Source organism: Halostella sp. PRR32 (assembly GCF_034808085.1).
Classification (GTDB): Archaea; Halobacteriota; Halobacteria; order Halobacteriales; family Natronoarchaeaceae; genus Halostella; species Halostella pelagica.
The window spans coordinates 134,783-154,220 of sequence record NZ_JAXHGL010000003.1 but is presented as its reverse complement, the minus strand read 5'-3'; the positions used below and the strand labels follow the sequence as shown (position 1 = coordinate 154,220).

Annotated in this window: 20 protein-coding genes and 1 tRNA gene; 6 read left to right on the top strand and 15 right to left on the bottom strand. The window is 62.9% G+C overall.

Features of this window, described 5'->3' with window-relative positions; all coding sequences use genetic code 11:
- Window positions 1-74: 74 nt before the first annotated feature.
- On the bottom strand, window positions 75-407 hold the full coding sequence (locus SM753_RS10645) for a TrkA C-terminal domain-containing protein (RefSeq protein ID WP_323191584.1): 333 nt from the start codon (window positions 405-407) through the stop codon (window positions 75-77).
- Between the two features lie 371 nt (window positions 408-778).
- On the opposite strand from SM753_RS10645, the gene SM753_RS21380 reads away from it, so the two are divergent.
- Complete coding sequence (locus tag SM753_RS21380) at window positions 779-1,228, top strand: universal stress protein (RefSeq protein WP_369335348.1); 450 nt, start codon at window positions 779-781, stop codon at window positions 1,226-1,228.
- A 229-nt stretch (window positions 1,229-1,457) separates the two neighbouring features.
- Here the strand turns inward: SM753_RS21380 and SM753_RS10635 are convergent, their stop codons facing one another.
- The 12 genes from SM753_RS10635 to SM753_RS10580 form a co-directional block, all read right to left on the bottom strand.
- Window positions 1,458-2,402, bottom strand: coding sequence for a site-specific integrase (locus SM753_RS10635; RefSeq protein ID WP_323191582.1), 945 nt, complete (start codon window positions 2,400-2,402; stop codon window positions 1,458-1,460).
- Between the two features lie 418 nt (window positions 2,403-2,820).
- Window positions 2,821-3,654 (bottom strand): HNH endonuclease, encoded by an 834-nt coding sequence (locus tag SM753_RS10630; protein ID WP_323191581.1) that lies wholly within the window; start codon window positions 3,652-3,654, stop codon window positions 2,821-2,823.
- Window positions 3,655-4,129: 475 nt separating this feature from the next.
- On the bottom strand, window positions 4,130-4,507 hold the full coding sequence (locus SM753_RS10625; protein ID WP_323191580.1) for a hypothetical protein: 378 nt from the start codon (window positions 4,505-4,507) through the stop codon (window positions 4,130-4,132).
- Between the two features lie 139 nt (window positions 4,508-4,646).
- The gene (locus SM753_RS10620) at window positions 4,647-5,039 is read right to left on the bottom strand and encodes an SWIM zinc finger family protein (protein WP_323191579.1); all 393 of its coding nucleotides are present in this window, start codon (window positions 5,037-5,039) and stop codon (window positions 4,647-4,649) included.
- Between the two features lie 334 nt (window positions 5,040-5,373).
- Window positions 5,374-5,445: transfer RNA gene (locus SM753_RS10615), tRNA-Ala, on the bottom strand.
- A gap of 25 nt (window positions 5,446-5,470) precedes the next feature.
- The gene (locus tag SM753_RS10610; RefSeq protein ID WP_135533878.1) at window positions 5,471-6,094 is read right to left on the bottom strand and encodes a rhomboid family intramembrane serine protease; all 624 of its coding nucleotides are present in this window, start codon (window positions 6,092-6,094) and stop codon (window positions 5,471-5,473) included.
- A gap of 127 nt (window positions 6,095-6,221) precedes the next feature.
- Window positions 6,222-6,530 (bottom strand): 30S ribosomal protein S10, encoded by a 309-nt coding sequence (rpsJ, locus tag SM753_RS10605; protein WP_138796628.1) that lies wholly within the window; start codon window positions 6,528-6,530, stop codon window positions 6,222-6,224.
- A gap of 1 nt (window position 6,531) precedes the next feature.
- Window positions 6,532-7,800 (bottom strand): translation elongation factor EF-1 subunit alpha, encoded by a 1,269-nt coding sequence (gene tuf / locus SM753_RS10600; protein WP_323191578.1) that lies wholly within the window; start codon window positions 7,798-7,800, stop codon window positions 6,532-6,534.
- A 222-nt stretch (window positions 7,801-8,022) separates the two neighbouring features.
- Entirely contained in the window at window positions 8,023-8,973 is a 951-nt protein-coding gene (locus tag SM753_RS10595) for a homoserine dehydrogenase (RefSeq protein ID WP_323191577.1), read from the bottom strand.
- Window positions 8,970-9,593: an amino acid-binding protein gene (locus SM753_RS10590; protein WP_135533882.1), complete on the bottom strand. Its 624-nt coding sequence runs from the start codon at window positions 9,591-9,593 to the stop codon at window positions 8,970-8,972. Before SM753_RS10590 ends, SM753_RS10595 begins: the two co-directional genes overlap by 4 nt.
- 353 nt (window positions 9,594-9,946) lie before the next feature.
- Window positions 9,947-10,975 carry a CBS domain-containing protein gene (locus SM753_RS10585; RefSeq protein ID WP_323191576.1) on the bottom strand — a complete coding sequence of 343 codons (1,029 nt, stop codon included), beginning with the start codon at window positions 10,973-10,975 and terminating at the stop codon, window positions 9,947-9,949.
- A 278-nt stretch (window positions 10,976-11,253) separates the two neighbouring features.
- A complete protein-coding gene (locus SM753_RS10580) occupies window positions 11,254-13,443 on the bottom strand; it encodes an elongation factor EF-2 (protein ID WP_135533883.1) in 2,190 nt (729 codons plus the stop codon).
- 255 nt (window positions 13,444-13,698) lie between these two features.
- On the opposite strand from SM753_RS10580, the gene SM753_RS10575 reads away from it, so the two are divergent.
- The 5 genes from SM753_RS10575 (at window position 13,699) to SM753_RS10555 (ending at window position 16,529) form a co-directional block, all read left to right on the top strand.
- A complete protein-coding gene (locus tag SM753_RS10575; protein WP_323191575.1) occupies window positions 13,699-14,790 on the top strand; it encodes a saccharopine dehydrogenase NADP-binding domain-containing protein in 1,092 nt (363 codons plus the stop codon).
- A gap of 93 nt (window positions 14,791-14,883) precedes the next feature.
- Window positions 14,884-15,639, top strand: a complete 756-nt coding sequence (locus tag SM753_RS10570; protein ID WP_323191574.1) for a DUF5781 family protein — start codon at window positions 14,884-14,886, stop codon at window positions 15,637-15,639.
- Window positions 15,640-15,677: 38 nt separating this feature from the next.
- Complete coding sequence (locus SM753_RS10565) at window positions 15,678-15,842, top strand: hypothetical protein (protein ID WP_323191573.1); 165 nt, start codon at window positions 15,678-15,680, stop codon at window positions 15,840-15,842.
- A gap of 268 nt (window positions 15,843-16,110) precedes the next feature.
- Complete coding sequence (locus SM753_RS10560) at window positions 16,111-16,359, top strand: hypothetical protein (protein WP_323191572.1); 249 nt, start codon at window positions 16,111-16,113, stop codon at window positions 16,357-16,359.
- Window positions 16,356-16,529: a hypothetical protein gene (locus SM753_RS10555; protein WP_323191571.1), complete on the top strand. Its 174-nt coding sequence runs from the start codon at window positions 16,356-16,358 to the stop codon at window positions 16,527-16,529. Before SM753_RS10560 ends, SM753_RS10555 begins: the two co-directional genes overlap by 4 nt.
- A gap of 219 nt (window positions 16,530-16,748) precedes the next feature.
- Here the strand turns inward: SM753_RS10555 and SM753_RS10550 are convergent, their stop codons facing one another.
- Window positions 16,749-18,092, bottom strand: coding sequence for a PQQ-dependent sugar dehydrogenase (locus SM753_RS10550; RefSeq protein ID WP_323191570.1), 1,344 nt, complete (start codon window positions 18,090-18,092; stop codon window positions 16,749-16,751).
- A 74-nt stretch (window positions 18,093-18,166) separates the two neighbouring features.
- Window positions 18,167-19,396 (bottom strand): MFS transporter, encoded by a 1,230-nt coding sequence (locus tag SM753_RS10545; protein ID WP_323191569.1) that lies wholly within the window; start codon window positions 19,394-19,396, stop codon window positions 18,167-18,169.
- Between the last annotated feature and the right edge of the window lie 42 nt (window positions 19,397-19,438).

The following is a 19,438-nucleotide window of genomic DNA, read 5'->3' as shown; positions in this document are numbered from 1 at the left end:
GGGCGGACCCGAAACCGACGACCAATGGGTCGCCGCGTTCGACAGGTGGAGCCGATCGAGCGCCTCGTGGCGGGTCACGACGCGAACCGCCTATGGAACCGACTGATGTTTTCGTCGGTCCCGGCCACCACGAGTTCGTCCCCAGATTCGATCACGAACGACGCTCCAGGATTGGTGACAACGCTACCGTTGCGTTCGGCGGCGACTACGGTACATCTAGTCCTGTTACGGATGTCCGCCTCGGCGAGCGACTCGCCAACGGCACCCGGAACCGTCGTCCGGACGAGTTTCAGTTGCGTCCCGGGGAGAGGATCTCCTCGTCGCGAACGACCGACGCGAGCATTCGTCCGCTGACTGCCGCGAGCGACAGACGTAGTCAGCGCCGGCGCGAGACAGCTTCGACCCATTCTCGTGCTCGCTCGCTCGGGCGATGATTTCGATCCGGGGGATTCAGTTCACGAATGACGAACGTCGCGAAGATCGCCGCCGTGCCTTTGGGCAACGCGAGTACGATGGAACTATCGAGTCGGGTCAGTTCGAGACTGACGAGATCAGTGTCACGGAGTTCACTGCGATGGCCGCGGTGGAAGCACTTGACCAAGTAGCCCTTCGAACCTGGGTTTTTGCCGCTGGTGAGGTTGTCGACGACGATACGCACGTTGACTGTATCTTCCGAATAGATCGGGTGGCCAACAAACCGGAATAAGGCCGTCAGATAAATATAACATATATTATATATGAACAAATCTACTTGTAGTTTCAGCTTGATTGAGAATGTATGACAATACTTGCTGCGATCGATGAGAACGAGCGGTCCAGAATTGTCGCCAAAGTCGCATCCGATCTCGCAGCGACGTACGATGATACCCTCGTCGCTTTGCACGTCGTCCCGCAGGAAGATTTCGATGAGCACCGCAGATCCATACAAAGTATTCCAGAGTTCCAGGACTACTCGATCACGCAAGAAGAGGACAGTGCGGAACGATTTGTCAGAGAATTCGTCGAGGAAACTGCCGATACTGTCGATGTGGAGCGGTTCGAAGCGCGAGGGCGCGTCGGTAATGTTACTGATAAGATATTGGCCGAAACGGCCTCGCTTGAACCGCGGTTTCTCGTTATCAGCGGGCGACGGCGGTCGCCGACCGGAAAGGCGGTGTTTGGAAACACTACTCAACAGATCTTGTTGAATGCCGAGTGCCCCGTTGTGACACAGTTGAGTGATCAGTAAGCTGCAGTCATCCGATTCCTCAAATCGCACAGTGGTGCTTCACGTATCTTCTCTATCGCTCTCCCTGAGAGGAGTATTAGCTCAGTTTTGTTGGTAGCGAGATCGTCCGCATTAATAACCCAGAGCGGTCGCTCAGTGGAGAACTCGACATGACAGAGATTCGTGATGGACTCGCCGGGCAGGTTTTATGCGGTGCAGCCATGCGGTTTGGTGAATTTTTGAACATCGGTTACTCTGGCAGGTGGTCAGTTCGCACGTCCATCTTTTCGCGCTCGGTTCGCGCGTCGTAGTGCTGGTACAGGACATCGAGCGAGACGTCCATCCGCTCGCTCACCGTCTCCGGGGGTGTGTCCTCGGTCAGGTGGTGAGTGATAGCGCCTCGACGAACGGCGTGAGGCGACCGTGATGACGGGCAGTCGGCAACATTGGCCGACCGGCCGCGAGCGTCGCACGTCTCGGGTGTCCGGTCGTGTGGGAAACTCGCGTAGCTGCACGGGTGCAGTGCCCGTATGAGCCACTTGTAGATGGTCTGCGGCGAGGGACGGCCGCCATCCTGCGTCGTGAATAGCGGCTTCCGACCGTACTCGTCGGTCCCCTGGACTCGGTCGGGGTTGTCCAGATAGTCATCGAGAATCTGGAACCACTTCGGGCCGAGGTAGACCCACCGCTCGCCTGCTTCGCCGTTCTTGAGCTTCGTTCCCTCGTCGATCCGGTGCTCCAAACGCACCGCGTGGGCGTCCGGTTCGAGATCACCACGGTCGAGAGACTGCACTGCACCGCGCCGCATCCCGGTTCGCCAGATGAGCGTCAGCAAGGCATGGTCTCGACTCGCGTACCGGTGCCTGCCGTAGTACTCTAACGCCGCCTCTGCCCGTTCGGGGTCTAGGTGCACATCCCGACTCTCGGCACCGTCCGGCAGCTCGGGAGCGTGGACCTTCTCGCTCAGTCCCTGCTCGACAGCGTCGCTGGTTTCGTCGTCCTGCTCGTCGACCGACTCGACGTCAACGACGTCGTCGCTGCGAGAGCGGGACACTCGACAGATAACGAACGCCGCGAGCAGGGCAGAAGCGATCAGAACGTACGTCGTAAGGCCGAATCCGGGCAGAAAGTCGTCTGCATCCTGGGGATCACCGCTTTCACCACCGGAATCGGCCCCCTGAATCACCGGCTGCACCGGCTTCCGTCCCGTTACTGTCACCCGATTCGCCGCTTTGCTGCTGTTCGTATTCCTCTGGAGAAACCATTTCTTGGTGCTCTGTTTCGCTGTTTTCGGTACTCTCGCCCTGCTCTTCCACTGCTTCGCTCTGCTCGTCGCCCTCGGTGCTTTCAGGAGCATCCTCTCCGCCCTCCTCAGCAGTGCCCTCAGGCTAGTTAAGGGCGGCTCGAAGCGCTTCCAGATCCCGATGTGCGTCGTCTGTCTTCGCGTTGATGTGACGCCGGACGCTCTCGGCCGTCTTTTCGCCGTTCTCGTTGTATTCGCACCCCTCAGCGGATCAAGTAGGTTCAGTCACGAAGGAATATGCCTCTGTCCGAACAAACGAACAATTATAGTATAAAACCCGTTGATAGTTTAATAATTAGCCAACTAATAATCAGACAGTAGAAATTTCGTCATTATGATAGCGAAGATGCTCTGTATCGATTGAGTGATCCTCATCGAGAAATAGAGTTTGACGGTTGAACTTGCGCTCATAGGCATGAGTGATTTCGAGTGTCTCTGGATCTACTTTTATCGACCCATAGTCGAAGTCGGAGTGATGGTTCGGACAGAGCACGAGAATATTACTCCGGTGGTCGATTCCTGAAGGGGTATCACCGAGAGGATGGATATGATGCGCTTCAGCATATGGATTTCCAGAGTCACGCTGGCGCTGTTCTCCGCAAACCTGGCACCGATAGTCATACTGTTTTTTCAAGTCTTTCGCAATCTGTGTATTCCGAACAACACGGCTAACTGTGGTTTCTGTATGCTCCGGAGGCTGGATATCTGCAGACTGTTCTTCGTGGTCAACACTGGGGCCTTGCGGACCACCTGACCCGGGTTCTGTCTGCCACCCCTGGTTACCCGTCTCCCAAGCGATTCTCTCGGAGCCAATCTGACTGAGTTCGCTTCTCACGCGTTCTCGAGCTGCATCTGAGAGGTCGGAACGATCTAATATATGAGTCAAGAATCGCTCAGTATCATCATCTGATAGTTTGTTTGCTCCCGTGTTGAAGCGAACAAAGTCTTCTCCATCAAAAAATTCCGTATCGTCTACTGGCGGACTGAGCTCCTTGTGTAAAGCATTACAGTAGACGAATTGATCATACTCTTCTGGCCAATTGTGGTCCTCCTGAGAATTGACAGGATTCGTATCAACAATTTTCCAGACACCCATGACACCATGTTTGCTCTGCCGGACGATCGCCGTCTCTCCCCCCTGCATCTGTTTTGCCGCCCAAGAGGTATGAGAGCTGAGTCCGTGCCAAGGGTTCCCGGTATGACTACCGTGAACAGATTTGTCCGGGGGCCCATCAGCACATTTCCGCCAGTTGTGTGGCTTAATATTAAACAACCAAACCATCTGTGAGTCCGTTTATATCCTTTGTAGAGGACAGCGTGAATTATTTTCCCCAAAGATACTAGATTTATGTTGCTTATCAAAAAACAAAAAGCCATTTTATATATCAGCATATTATATCCTGCTACAGTGACCATAGAAAAAAGCGGTGATCACATTGTTGATTCAGAAGGCAGCACAGGGTTGGAGGATCTGCTCTCTCAGCACGTGGTGAACTCAGAAGATGAAGAAGACTATGCGATAGACTGCCAAGTTCGATTTACAGAAAAGGATACGAATGCTCTGACTCCGAACGGATGTTATATACAACTCAAGTCTTCTCAACAACTCGACGGATTAGTCAAAGATGATAAAATCTACTATGATTTAGAAACCAAATATCTTCAATATTCGCGAGCCGGTGGAGAAGCCGCTGTGCGTCCTTCTGGTCAACATTATCGACGGCTTGAGCCAGTGCCCGCTTCGCCGTCTCGCCACGCACAATACCGCTCTCGGTGCGCTTCTTGCACAGCGTCCGATAGGCAACGGCCAGCTCGCGGTCGTCGGGGTCGGCGTAGTGCTCTACCCCGCCGTCCTCGGTCGGGGTGTCGACCTTCTGACGAACGTACTGCTCCAGATCGGCACTCATGTTATCGACCTGCTCCTTCAAATGGGTGGGGAGTCGGAAGGTGATCTTGTCGTTGCCGCCTTCCTCGTGGAGTTGGCTGCCACCAGTCATGTCTGACTAGCCACCTCCGAGTAAGACGGGGCCGAACCCCCATACGGCGCCCCGGTAGCCGACGCTGTTGGTACGTGTAGGACAGCTCCCCTGGGGGTCGCCAGAAGGTCTCGCGCTAGGGCGGGGGCGTGCGTGTGCGTCATGGGCGGCCCTCCGTCTTTGTTCGGGCGTCGGCCAGCAGGTTCCCGATAGTACCGGGCGACCGGCCGAACAGTCTCGCAGACTCCCGAACGCCGACGCTCCCGAGTTCGCAGGTCAGGTAGGCATCGAGTTCGGCAGGAGTGAGTTGGTCGTAGCGGGTCGGGTCGTCGTCGAGCTGCAGCCATGCTGGTGGCGCTGGGTACTGGCGGCCGGTGTCGAGATGAGACACGACGATACCGCCCCGGACCCACTGCCACCACAGGGAAGCGAGGTGTACACACCAACCGTCGTTGTACTTGTGGCCCTGACACTCACTGTCAGCGACCATCGTACGGCCCTGTAACGCCCACAGACAGCGGTGCATCTCGTCGGCGTCGGAGAGGTAGACCACTCGCTCGGCGTCGTTGACGGCCCCGCCTCGGTCGCTCTCGGTCTATGCGCGCTGCCACGCCGTCGAGAGCGTCCAGTCGTCGGGCATCGACAGCGTCGGCGGGCCGCCGATCTACTGGGGGAGGTCGTCGCTAGGTTGCCACTGGCTGCGTAGGCTCACGCGCTACACCCCCGTTTTCCTTCGCAGAAGTCGGTGACTGCGGCGGGGCGAATCCCGCGGCGAAAATAATTAGCTCAGAGCGACCCATAGTTTTCAGACGCCTCTGTGTGAAAGTGGTATCTGGTGGGTGTGAACCTGATGAAAACGGGACCTTCACGAGAGTCCGAAACTGCGATGGACTCGCCGGGATTTGAACCCGGGGCCTACACCTTGCGAAGGTGTCGATCTACCACTGATCTACGAGCCCGCTACCAGAACGTAACCCGGTGCGGTTATTTGTAGGTTGTGTTTTCGGGACGGACGCTGGCTCGCGGGCTGGCGTCGAGAACGCCTATCCGTCCGGCGACGAGACCGAGCAGGAAGCCAGTGAAATGCGCGATGAGCGCGACGTCCGGCGCGCCCGTAGCGACGGTGACGACGGCCGCGAGGACGGCAAAGCCGAGTAGTTGGACGGGGGGGCTCAGGTCGAAGCGGGAGAAGAAACCGCTGGCAAGGCGGTTCCCGGTGAGAACGTAGCCAAGGAGCGCGAACACGGCACCGCTAGCGCCGAGTACCGGGATCGGTTCCGCGATCAGGCTCTTGAGCAGGACCTGGACGATGCCGGCGGTCGCTCCTGTGGCGATGAAAAACACGTGAAACCGGAACGGCGTGGTCGAGCGTTCGACGGGGATGCCGACGAACAGCAGGGTGATGCTGTTGGCGAGCAGATGAGAGACGTCGCTGTGGGCGTACACGCTGGTGACGATGGTCCAGGGCCGGACGGAAAGCGGGGGCGCGAGCGCGAACAGGCCGACTGCGTACGGAATCAGGAGGCCCATTAACTGTTGTGCCAGAAACACTGCGGCGAAGATGAGTAACGTGTCCACGGTTGGACTGTCCGCCAGTGGAGTCCGCATACTGTTGCCTGACTACCCGGCGATATAAAATTGTGAGCGACGCAACTGGCCCGGCCTGCGCGCGAGAGTGACGAGAGGTACCCGTCGTGACCGCGTCGACGGCGGGTCCGCCGCAAAAGCGGTGCCGTTAGTCTTCGAGAACGATCTCGATACTGACGTCGTTCGGCACCTGAATGCGCATGAGCTGGCGGAGCGCGCGCTCGTCCGCGTCGAGGTCGATCAGACGCTTGTGGACGCGCATCTCCCAGTGCTCCCACGTCGCCGTCCCTTCACCGTCGGGGGACTTCCGGGTGGGAATCTCCAGCGTCTTCGTCGGGAGCGGGATCGGACCGGACATCGAAACACCGGTCTTGTTCGCGATCTCCCGAACGTCGTCGGTGATGTCGTCCAGGTCCTCGGGGCTGGTGCCCGCGAGGCGGACGCGTGCCTGTTGCATCTTAGCTCTCGTTGACGCTCAGGACCTTGCCGGCCGCGATGGTCTGACCCATGTCGCGGATGGCGAAGCTGCCGAGCTCCGGAATCTCCTGGGAAGACTCGATGCTGAGCGGCTTTTGCGGGCGAACCGTGACGATAGCTGCGTCGCCGCTCTGGATGAAGTCCGGGTTCTCCTCGGCGACCTCACCGCTGGACGGGTCCATCTTCTTGTCGATGGATTCGATGGTACAGGCGACCTGTGCGGTGTGAGCGTGGAAGACCGGGGTGTAACCGGCCGTGATGACGCTCGGGTGCTGCATGACGATGACCTGGGCCTGGAACGTCTCGGCGACCGACGGCGGGTCGTCGGCGGGGCCGCAGACGTCACCGCGGCGGATGTCGTCCTTGCCGATGCCGCGGACGTTGAATCCGACGTTGTCACCGGGACCGGCTTCGGGCACCTCTTCGTGGTGCATCTCGATGGTCTTGACCTCGCCGCCCTCGTCGCTGGGCTGGAAGGAGACGTTGTTGCCCACGTTGAGCATACCCGTCTCGACGCGGCCGACCGGGACCGTACCGATGCCGTCGATGGTGTAGACGTCCTGGATCGGGAGGCGGAGCGGCGCGTCCGTCGGCGGCTCCGGCTCTTCGAGGCTGTTCAGGGCATCGAGGAGGATCTCGCCGTCGTACCAGTCCGTGTTCTCGCTCTCTTCGGCGATGTTGTCGCCCTCGAAGGCGGAGATCGGGATGAAGCTGGCGTCCTCGGTGTTGAACTGGACCTGCTGGAACAGGTCTTCGACCTCGGAGACGACCTGGTTGTAGTCGGACTCGTTGTAGTCGACGAGGTCCATCTTGTTGACGCCGACGATCAGTTCGTTGATGCCGAGCGTGCGGGCCAGGAACACGTGCTCCTGGGTCTGGGGCGCGACACCGTCGTCAGCTGCGACGACGAGGACAGCGTTGTCAGCCTGGGACGCGCCCGTGATCATGTTCTTGACGAAGTCGCGGTGGCCCGGACAGTCGACGATGGTGAAGTAGTAATCGTCGGTGTCGAACTCCTGGTGGGCGATGTCGATGGTGACACCACGCTCGCGCTCCTCGGCGAGGTTGTCCATGACGTAGGCGAACTCGAAGCCGCCCTTGCCCTTCTGCTCCGCTTCTTCTTTGTGCTGTTCGATTACGTGCTCCGGTACCGATCCTGTCTCGTACAGGAGTCGGCCCACAAGCGTGCTCTTGCCGTGGTCAACGTGACCGATGATGGCTAGGTTCTGGTGGGGTTTGTCTTCGCTCATTGGTATCTCACGCGCAGAGGCGCTATATCGGAGTCTTTCGGCGGAAGCAGTTAAAACCATTTCGATACGGTACGCCCCCCATCCCGTTTCCGTCCGGCGGTTTGGTGACTCGTCACACGGGCATAGTCGCGGTAGTGCGGGCGTACGCCGTCGGCTGACAGTCGGTGAGCGGATCCGCCGGACAACCTAGCGAGTTCGGTCAGGCCGAAACAGGCGACAGGGTCACCGTTCGAGACGACCGACATCGGCGAGGACGGCAGTCGCCGTCTCGGGACCACCCGCACCGCGCCCGCTGACGTTCAGTCGACCCGCGTGGCGCGTCTCTAACTGGACGATGTTGCGCGTACCCGTGACCGCGAGGGTACCGTTCTCGGGAACGAGACGAGGGGCGACGCGGACGCCGGCGGCGGTCGCCTCGCCGATGAGACGGACGGTTCGCCCGTCCTCGGCGGCCAGTTCGAGCGCGCTCCCGGGCACGCTCTGGATACCCTCGACGTCGGCGTCGTCGAGCGAGTACTCCGTGGCGTCGTCGGAGAGGACGTTCGCGAGGATGACGCATTTCAGCGCCGCGTCCGTCCCGTCGACGTCGAAGGTGGGGTCCGCCTCCGCGACGCCAAGGTCCTGGGCCTCCGCGAGAACGTGTTCGTAGTCCAGGCCCTCGGTGGCCATCCGCGTGAGGATGAAGTTCGCGGTGCCGTTGAGCACGCCGCGCGCCGCGGTCACCTGCGACGGGCCGAAGTCGGAGATAGTCGAGAGGACGGGAATAGCGCCGCCGACGGTCGCCTCGAACAGTACGTCGCCCGCGCTCTTCCGTTCGAGCCCGCGCAGGTCGCCGTATCGCTCAGCGACCGGCCCTTTGTTCGCGAGTACCACGTCGCGGTCGCGTTCGAGCGCGGCCCGAACGTGACTGAAGCCGGGTTCGGCGTCGCCGAGCGTCGTCGGCGTCGCCTCGACGAGAACGTCGTACTCCGCGGCCAGGACCTCGTCGGGGTCGCCGTCGCCGACAGTTCCCGTCTCGTCCTTTCGGTCGAGTATCCTCTCGGCGTCGACGCCGTCGGGAGCGACCGTCGCGCCCCCGGAGTCGGCGATGGCAGTCACCGTGTGACCGTACTCACCGGCGAGTTCGACGACGGAACGGCCGACGGACCCCGCCCCGAGCACTGCGAGGTTCATGCCGGACCCCCCTCGGTGAGCGGTTCGACCACGCTCAGGTCCTTCTCGCCCGCGATGCTTCGGACGGTCGACAGCGCGTCGTCGGTGCGGCCGGATTCGACCGCGAGTCGGAGACGAGCCGAGGTGACGTCGTCGGTCCCCTCCGGCGATGTCAGTGAGAAGTCGACGACGGACGCCCCGGAACACTTCTCGATACGGTTCAGCGAGTCTGAGAGGTCAGTGTCGATGATGTGTCCGGCCAGGAGGACGGACACCTCCTCGCTGTAGCGCTCGGCCCCGGCCTGAATTACATTGACGCCGGCGTCTCGCAGAGCGTCGACGATGTCTTCGAACCGGTCCGGCGGACACTCGATGTCGACCTCGACCGGGACGTGTCCCCGAGGTGTTAGATTGCCGCGTTCGTGGAAAATAGAGAGGAGGTTTCCTCCGTTTTCGGCGATCGGTTCGAGAGTTCGGAGCAGTTCGCCCGGTTCGTCGACCAGTTCGAGGCGGACAGTGTACGACTGTACGCCCCCGTCGGTGCGTTCCTCACTAAAACCGTCGTCCGCGCTAGCGTCGCCTTCGTCCTCTGCGCCGGAATCGGAATCGTCTTCCTGGCTGGTGGCACGTTCATCTCCCACACGGATCACCTCGCGCTACGAAGTTCATATCCCACCTCTCTCGCCCGTGCGGTAAAGAGTTCACTCATTTGCAAATGTCTCCGACGGATCGAGGCGGTGTCCGTATCGCGTTCCTCGACGCCCGACTGTACGCCGCCAGTGTATCATCGATTTCGTCGCCGTCGAGTCGGGCTCGTGCCAGACGGCAACGGGACGGCGAAAGATAGACGAACTCTCCGGCAGGTCTCCCGGCACCGTGCCCGGCCGAGAACCGGATCAACGCGTGATGTGGGCCACATACTGTTGGCTGTACTCCTTTGCAGGATATCGGACCCCGGGGTCCGAGTGCCGTTCCGAAGTGACAGCCGACAGTATCAGAACCGCGGCGATTGTTCTCGGATGACGTCAGTCGCCGAACTGAGTTCCCCGGAGAGCACGACCAGCACGTCGTCGAGCGAGAGGATCCCCGACAGCGTCCCCTCGTCGTCGACGACCGGTACCCGTCGGATGTCGTTCTCGCTCAGCGTCCGGACCGCGTCGAACAGTTCCTCGTCCTGAGTGACGGTCACCGGGTCCTCGCTCATCAGATCCTCGACGGACCGCTGGGTGAGATCGGGCGTCTCCTCCAGCGCGAGCGCTATCTTCCGGTCGGTGATGATACCCGCCGGCCGGTCGTCCTCCGTGATCACGACGGTCCCCACGTCCTGCTCTTCCATCATCGCGACGACCGTGGCGATGGGCGTGTCCCGGTCCGCGGTGACGACCTCTTCCCGGGCGATGCGTTCGACGCCGACGGGTTCGATCGGAATGTTCCGTGCGGGCGAGTGCTGCTGTTGTACCCCGCCGAACTGCTGGCCGGTCTGTGTCCGTGCCATCCCCTGTCCGGCTTGTTGGCCGCCGGACTGTTGGCCGGTTCGTCCCGGCTGGACTCCGTGCTGTCCCGGCGGGGCCTGTCGGCCTTGCTGGCTCTGCTGTCCCCCCTGTCCGAAACCGGATTGCTGTCCGGGCTGTCCGAAAGCTGACTGCTGCCCGGTCTGTCCGGCCTGATGCGTACTGCCGTGGTGGGGCTGGTGCTGTTGCTGGGCCGTCGGCCGAGACTGGGGCTGTTCGCCTCCTCCCTGCTGGCCGCCGGAGAGCCGGGACCCCTGCTGGCCAGTCCCGCTATGCGGGGTGTGGTGGGACTGCTGACCCGGCGGAGTGTACCCGCCGCCCTGTTGTCCCCGCTGTCCGCCTCGCTGTGGCGGTTGTCCGGTGCCCGGCGTTCCCTGCGGAGCGCCGCCCTGCTGGCCCTGTCTCGGCGGCTGTTGCCCGCCTCGTTGTTCTCGTCGGTCAGGACCCTGTCGGCCCTGGGACTGGTTCCGTTCGCCTGTCGGTCGACGGTCTGGCGTATCGCGGTCTCTCATGAATATCACCTCTGTGTCCGCACCGAGCGGTCACAGCGACAGCCGAGGCCACGACCCTGGCGAGAATAAACCCCAACGACAGTTTCGACCTACCCGGTACGAAACGGGGGTTAAGCCGTCGTTGTCGGGGAGACAAACGGACCGTGCGCTGGGGAGCGCCGCGGAGACGTGATTGACGCGAGTGCGCTCTGAGAGACAACTACTTGCGGAGGTAAGCGTCTCGAAACCGCGTCCGAATACGGGTAAGCGTCGAAAAAACGCGGGAAGGCGAGGCGTCGTTAGAAGTAGTCGATGGACTCCGGTAGCTCCAGCTTCATCCCCTTACGCTCCCGGATCTCCATGATCTGGTCGCGCTGAAGGTTGTCGGCCATGACCTGGAAGCCAGCGTTTTCGGTGTTCCAGGAGGCGCGGCCTTCCGTGGCCGAGCGGATGTCGCTGGAGAAGCCGATCATCTCCTCGACGGGTGCGACGCCCTCGACGACCATCAGGTCGCCTTCCTGGTACATGTCGTCGACGCGGCCACGGCGACCCTGAATCTCGCCGGAAGCCGAGCCCATGTACTCGTTCGGAACGTCGATGCGGACGTCCTGAATCGGTTCGAGGAGTCGAACCTCACCGCGGATGAGCGCGCGGTGGACAGCCTCGCGGACCGCCGGGATGACCTGTGCGGGACCCCGGTGGATGGTGTCCTCGTGGAGTCGAGCGTCGTGCAGGCGGATGAGCGACCCCTGTACGGGCTCGGCCGCGAGCGGACCGTCGTCGAGCGCCTCTTCGAGGCCCTCGATGACGAGTTCCATCGTCTCGTTCAGGTGCTGGATACCCTTCGTGTCGTCGATGAGGATGTTCGTCCCGTGGATGTGTTCGACGTTCTGGGACGCGTCTTTCTCCATCCCCGCTTCCTGCAGCGCCTCGCGGCGCTCCTGCTCGGGCACGTCCATGGAGACATCGCCGAGCTGGATCGCGTCGACGATGTCGTCCGTCAGCGGCTGTAGCGAGATGTAGAAGCGGTTGTGACGGTTCGGCGAGATCCCCTCGACTTCCTGGGTCGGCTCCTGGGGAGCCTCGCGGAAGACGACGATGGGCTCACCGGTGTTGACCGGGATCCCCTGGTTGCGCTCGATGCGCTGGGTCTGGACTTCCAGGTGGAGTTCGCCCTGTCCGGAGATCAGGTGTTCGCCCGTCTCCTCGTTGATCTCGATCTGGATCGTCGGGTCCTCCTTGGACACTTGCCGCAGCGTCTCGATGAGCTTCGGCAGGTCGTCCATGTTCTTCGCCTCGACGGACTTGGTGATGACCGGCTCCGAGATGTGCTCGATGGACTCGAACGGCGTCATCTCCACGGAGGAGACGGTAGAGCCGGCGATGGCGTCCTTGAGGCCCGTGACGGCGGCGATGTTCCCTGCGGGAACGCGTTCGACCTCCTCGCGCTCGCCACCCATGTAGATGCCGACGCTCTGGATCCGGTTCTTCCCGGCAGTCCCGGAGACGTACAGTTCCTGGCCCTTCTCTAGGGTCCCGGAGAAGACGCGGCCGGCGGCGATCTCCCCTGCGTGGGGGTCGACGCCGATGTCAGTGACCATCAGAACGACTTCGCCCTCTTCGTCGACCAGACGCATCGTGTCGGCGAGTTCGGAGTCCGCGTCGCCGCGCCAGATGCGCGGGATACGACGGGGCTGCGCGTCGACGGGGTTCGGGAAGTGCTCGCAGACCATGTCGAGCACGACGTCCGACAGCGGCGTTCGCTCGTGGAGCTCCTGGCGCTTGTCGTTGCGCTCCAGGTCCATGATGTCGGCGAAGTCCATGCCGGTTCGCTGCATCGACGGGAACGAGACGCCCCACTTGTACAGCGCCGACCCGAAGCCGACGGTTCCGCCCTCGACGGACACCGTCCAGTCGTCGTCGATGTCGTCCATCTCCTCGGTCATGCCGCGGATGAGGTCGTTCACCTCGCGGATCACCGAGAGGAGGCGGTTCTGCATCTCCTCGGGACCCTCCTGCAGTTCGGAGATGAGGCGGTCGACCTTGTTGATGAACAGGGTCGGCTTCACGCCCTCCCGTAGCGCCTGACGAAGCACCGTTTCCGTCTGCGGCATCGCGCCCTCGACAGCGTCGACGACGACGAGCGCACCGTCGACGGCACGCATCGCGCGGGTAACGTCACCGCCGAAGTCGACGTGGCCCGGCGTGTCGATGAGGTTGATGAGGTGGTCGGTGTCCTCGTACTCGTGGGTCATGGAGACGTTAGCGGCGTCGATCGTGATGCCGCGTTCCTGTTCGTCCTCCTCCGTGTCCATGGCGAGTTGTTCCCCCGCGGTGTCGTCGGAGATCATGCCCGCGCCGGCGAGCAGGTTGTCCGTCAGTGTCGTCTTGCCGTGGTCGACGTGTGCGGCGATGGCGATGTTCCGGATGTTCTCCGGTTCGTCCATCAGTCGCTCGCACTGTTCGACGATCTTCTTGCGTCTACCCATTACCCACTCATATCGCCAGCGGAGTGAAAAGGGTAGTGTTTCGTCGGCGACGGAGGAACCGACGTAGCTCGACACGAACAGAGTGACGAGACGGCGTTTCGTCTTCGCCGACGGGAGAGACAAAGGGAAAGCTCGCGACGAGTGAAACGAGTCGAGGTGGTTCGTCGCCGCGGGAGGCCCCACCGTTTTTGAGCCGACGGATCTCCGATCGCTTACCGACCCATCGTTTTGGTGGTGTGGGTCGTACTATCCGGTATGGGAGGGGATCTCCTGATATACGGATCGTACGGCTACGCCGGAAGCCTGATCACTCAGCGGGCGGTCGACCGCGGTCTCGACCCGACCGTCGCCGGGCGTGACGCGGAACAAGTCGAGCGACAGGCCACCGACCTCGGGCTCGACCACGAGGTATTCAGTCTCGAACACGGGACAGTCGTCGAGGACCGCGTCGCAGCGGCCGACGCGGTGCTGAACTGCGCGGGGCCGTTCTCCCGGACGACCGAGCGCCTGACGACGGCGTGCATGGAAACCGGGACTGACTACCTCGACTTGGCCGGCGAGATAGACGTACTGGAAGGGGTCGCGGAGCGGGACCGCGACGCCGAGAAAGACGGCGTGTCGCTCGTCCCCGGCGTCGGGTTCGACGTGGTCGCGACGGACTGTCTGTCCGGGTTTCTGGAGTCGCAGTTGCGCTCCGCGACGGAACTGACGCTGGCGCTCGACGGGTTAGGAACGTTCTCCCCGGGGACCGTGAAATCGATACTCGAGGAACTGCCACAGGCCGGCGCAGTGCGGAAGAACGGAGCGATACGGTACGTGCCAGCGGCGTGGAAACGCCGCGAGTTCGACTTCGGTGACGGGACGGCGAAAACCGGCGTCACCGTACCGTGGGGAGACGTCTCGACGGCGTACTACTCGACCGGGATCGAGAACATCGAAGTGTACGCGACGGTGCCGGAGTACGCCGTCTCGGTCATGCGCCGAATCCGGCCCCTCGTCCCGGTACTCGGGCTGACGCCGGTTCGTCGGGCGCTCGAAGTGTTTGCGGACGCCGCGCTGTCCGGGCCGACCGCGCGCGAACGCGCGCAAAGCACGACCCGCGTCTGGGGACAGGTCGTCGACGACGAGGGAAGCCACGTGACGGCAGTGTTAGAGACGCCGGACACCTACGACCTCGCGACGGCGACTGCGGTCGAGGCCGCGAAGCGAATGCTCGCGGGCGAGGTCTCGGACGGGTTCCAGACGCCGGCCTCAGCGTTCGGCACGGACTTCGTCCTCGACGTGGAGGGCGTCACCCGGACGATCACCGACGCCGAGCAGGTACCGACCGCGGACGTAGCCCGGTGAGCGGGGTGGCCCGCTCGTCCCTGGTCGAAGCGCGCAGCGCTTCGCAACACCGGGACAAGAGTCATATCGTTCCGTCCCCTGGTAGGTGTACGCATGGACGTTCGCGTGCAGGGACCTGGGCCGGCCGCGCCGTTTCTCAGCGCACAGGACATCTTCGAGACGGAGTACGACGTCGACCGCCCGGTTCACGTGCGGATCCGGGAGGACCCGGACGAGCGTACGTGGACCGGCCACGACGCGGACCATCACGTTCTCAACATCTCCCGTCAGGCGGCGACAAGCGCGATGGCGCGCGAACTCGCACTCCACGAGTACGCGCACATGCGCCGTCACGAGGGGGGCCACCCGTCACACACGCAGTCGACGGAAGAGGCGCTGTATCTCGCGCTCGCCGGCAAGTCCGTCGAACGCCGCCGACTCACGCACTGTTACCAGATCGCCAACCACATGAAAGACATCTACGCCGACGACATCACCCTTCAGGTCGGCCCGCCCGACAAACTCGTCGCCTTCCTGGAGTCGAGTCTGGCAGGCGCTATCGCCGACGCTCCGGGGCGGGCACCCCGTGCCGTCTCCAGGCTCACTAATCCCGCGGCTGATCCGGAGATCACGGCCGTCAACGCCGCGTTCGCGTTGGCCATGGTCGAGCGCCACGACCTGGTCGACGCCGACCACCGCCTCTACGACCTCGCCGACGCCGCGGCGAAGGACGCACCGGGCATCAGCCTCGACACGTTCCGTCGACACTTCCGCTCGCTCTCCGAGGACCCAGACGAGAGCGAGTACCGGAAAGCGCTGGTCGACGTGACCCGCGAGTACGCGGTACAGGACAACCAGGCGGCAGACTGACAGGTGGACTATTTGGTCGTCGAGGGCGTACGCCGGGCATGGCGCTTCCGTTTTGGCCTGACGCGTGGAACGAGATAGAACCGTCCGCCCTGATCCTCGTCGGGTTCGTGCTGTTCGTTGTCCCCGAACCGGCGTCGTCGACGCTCGGCGCGGGACTACTGCTGTTCGGTGTCGCGTGGTGGTTCTACGAGTGGGGCCGCTAACGAGCACCCGGCGCGTCGACTCGGGACGCCGCCGCTGTAAACGCAAATTCAGTTCCGGACCCGGACCGGCGCTCGTGATCCCGGGCCGCACCCCCGCCAACAGCCCGATATTCGGCGCTTTAATCCCTCTATAGATAGATGGAAATTATTTATAGTCGGGTCTGTCCGGTCGTATATTTTCGTATCAGTACCGACCCCCACCCAATATTATCGTACCGATCAACAAAACACTTATTTGACGAGTCCCCGCCGTAGATCACTACAGCGAATGGAGCGGGACGACCCAGCGAACGACAGGGACCACCGACTCGACGAGATAGACAGTCGGAACGTCCACGCCTTGAAGGCGGACGAGAGGGGAGTCTCCGCGCCGACGAGCGCCGAAACAGTCAACGTCTCCGCCGCGACAGTGCGAAACCGCATCTCGAAACTCGAAGCGACCGACGGAGTCGCGGGACATCACGCTAGGGACGTTCCGCGGCGGCGGCAGCGGCAACGAATGAATTCCACACTATGACAGTACGCGACTGGCTACAGGAACTGCTGACGGACGCCGACGATCCCGTCGAAGACGGGACCAGGATCCTCCACGAGTGCCGTCACTGCGGCGTCGCGGTCGATGCCGACGATGAGTCGTGTCCCGTCTGCGGGACGACCGAGATCGCTCGGTACGTCCTCCAGCAGTGAGTCGGGCGTCTCACGGGCGCTAATACCTGGAATCCGCTGGTGCACGGAAGGAACTGATACGCGGAAGACGCTGATGCACGGAAGTTCTACCGGGGACGTTCCCGAAGTGCGGCGTAAACTGTCCCCAGTAGCGTCCCGTACACGAAGTGAAGACGACCGCGAACGACAGGTCGAACAGAACGCTGGTCAGCGGTACCGTCGCCACCGGATGCCGGTACGTTACTCCTCTTCGGGCGTGAACCGCACCAGCACGTCGTCGCGCTCTGTCGGGAAATCGCCGTCCGCGCGACCGTCGCGGTTACACGTGACGCCGTACAGCGCGCCGTCCGGCCCCTGTTCGACGTGGCGGACGCGGCCGAGTTCGTCCTCGAACGTCTTGTGAGACGTTGCGGTGTAGCTATCGTCGTAAAAGTCGTCGTCGAAGCGCCGGCCGTTTTCGGCGGGCGGCAGGTCGCGGTCCGGTTGCGAGAGCGTGACCACGTTGACGTGCTGGCCGGCGAGCGTGCCGAGAACGAGGCGGTTCTGCCACGCGGAAACGCCGTCCCCCGTGTAAAACACCGACCCGGTCGGTGCCCACGTCTCGTTGCCGGTGTTTACGACCGGCGGGTGAACGTCGGGGTCGAGGTACTCCTCCCCTTCCTCGCGGATGTCCGGCCAACCGTAGTTTCCGCCGGGCGTCAACACGTTCACCTCGTCGTGGGCGTTCTCCCCGTGCTCGTCGGCGACCGGGGTCGCGTCGGGGAGGAACGTGATGCCCTGCGGGTTCCGGTGTCCGTAAGAGAACACCCGCGGATCGCCGTCGTTCGGGTTATCCGGTGCGGCGTCGCCGTCGGGTTTCAGACGGAGGACCTTCCCCGCAAGACTGTCACGGTCCTGCGCCAGCGGTTTTTCGCCGGCGTCGCCGCAGGTGACCCAGAGGTAGTTCTCGGGGCCGAAGGTGATCCGGCCGCCGTTGTGATAACTGTCGGCCGGGATACCGTCGATGATAGTCTCGGCGTGGCGACTCGGGTCGTCGGCGCTCACGTCGAAGTACGCGACCTTGTTGTAGCGCTCGTCGCCCTCCTCGTAGGTGTAGTAGGCGTACACCAGCGGCGGGTCCGGGTACGAGGGGTGAGCCGCGACGCCGAGCGTGCCGCCCTCGCCGCCCTCGACCCACCAGCTACCTTCTTCGGCACCGGGTTCGACGGACCCCCCGTCGATGGCGTCGGCGGGTTCAGCAACCTCCTGAACCTCGCCGTCCGCGAACGTCTTGATACGCCCGACGCGTTCGGTGATGAACAGTTCGCCGTTCGGCGCGAACGACAGGTCCCAGGGGATCTCGAGGTTCTCGACGAGAATCTCCGCGCTGACTTCCGTCTCGACGGGCGAGGTCGTCGGCGACTCCCACTCCGGGTCGTAGCCGTCCCACGACTCGACATCGTGGTCCACGGTGACGTCGTACTCCGGCGACTGGGGCTCTTCGGTCGTCGTTTCGTCGGAGGGCGTGTCGGACGAGCTACAGCCGGCGATGGCTGTCGCTCCCGCGACCGCGAGGAGGCGGCGGCGAGACAATCGTTCTGCCATACACCTCCGTAATTATCGGTCCGGCAAATACTTTCTCTCTCGCCTGCCGGCCCGCACGGCGGCCGTAGAGGTGGTCAGGAGCGGTCTACGTCACCCGTGCCGTGAGTATCGCCGAACACGCTCGCGACGACGAACGACATCGTCGCGGCACCGACGAGGAACGTGCCGCCGAATCCGGCGACGGCGACGAGCGGTCCGGCGGCGTCCGCGACGACGCCGCCCGCGAGGATCAGTGGCACCCGGATGAGGGCGTACGCCATCGACGCGGCCGAGAGCACGGTCGCCCTGCCCGCGCCCTCGATCCGGTCGTTGAGATAGCGGTTCGCCACCGGACGGAGCATCGCGTCGCCCGCCCGCATCGCGAGAAACGTCGGGACGGCGAGCAACGGTACCGCGAGCGGGACAGCGAGTAACACGGCGACGCCGACGGTGACGCCGACGACCGCGGTCCGAAGCCCCAGACGCGACTCGACGGTCGCAGCGTGGTAGCTCGCGACCCCGGAGACACCGGTAAAGGCGGCGTAGAGAACGCCGATCGTCGCCTCTTCGGGCACGCCGAGCGCCGCGACGTTCGCCTCTAACACGTCGACGGTGATCGGCTGAACGTACGTGTTCGACGCCGACACCGCACCGAAAAAGATCCCGACGTAGAGAACGAACGAACGGAGTTCGGGGCGAGTGAGCGCCGTGCGGACGACGGAAGCGGCCTCCCGCACGGAGAGTCGGTCCGCCGTTCCGTCGGCGTACCCCTCGTTTTTCGGCAGCGACAGCAAGACCGGGATCCCGACGACGTTCAGCGCCGCGGCGGCGATAAAGGGGACCGCCGGAGAGACGACGTACAGCAGGCCGCCGGCGATCATCGTGACCACGCTCGCCGCTCGGCGCACGGACTCGCCGCGACCGCGGATCCGAGTGAACCGGTCCTCCGCGCCGCGCGCCCGAAGCGCGTCGTACAGCCACGCGCTGTCGCTGCCCGAGGCGAACGTCAGCCCCAGCGCCCAGAGGACGTACAGGACGACGAACGCCGGGTACGTGTTCGCCCAGACGAACCCGACGAGCGAGGCGACGAGTAGCGCAGTGCTCACGACGAGACTGTTCCGGCGGCCGACGCGGTCGCCGACGTACCCCGTCGGTATCTCGCCCGCGGTGACGACGACCGCGACGATAGCCGAAAGCGTCGCTATCTCGCTGAAAGACAACCCACGAGAGAGCATGAACAGCGTAAACACCGGGGTGATGAACCCCACCGAGGACGCCGCCCGGAAGGCGTAATAGCGGAAAACCAGCGAGCGGTCCGTGACCATGATCCGCCACAGAACCGGGCGGTAGTTAACTGCTCGCTGAAA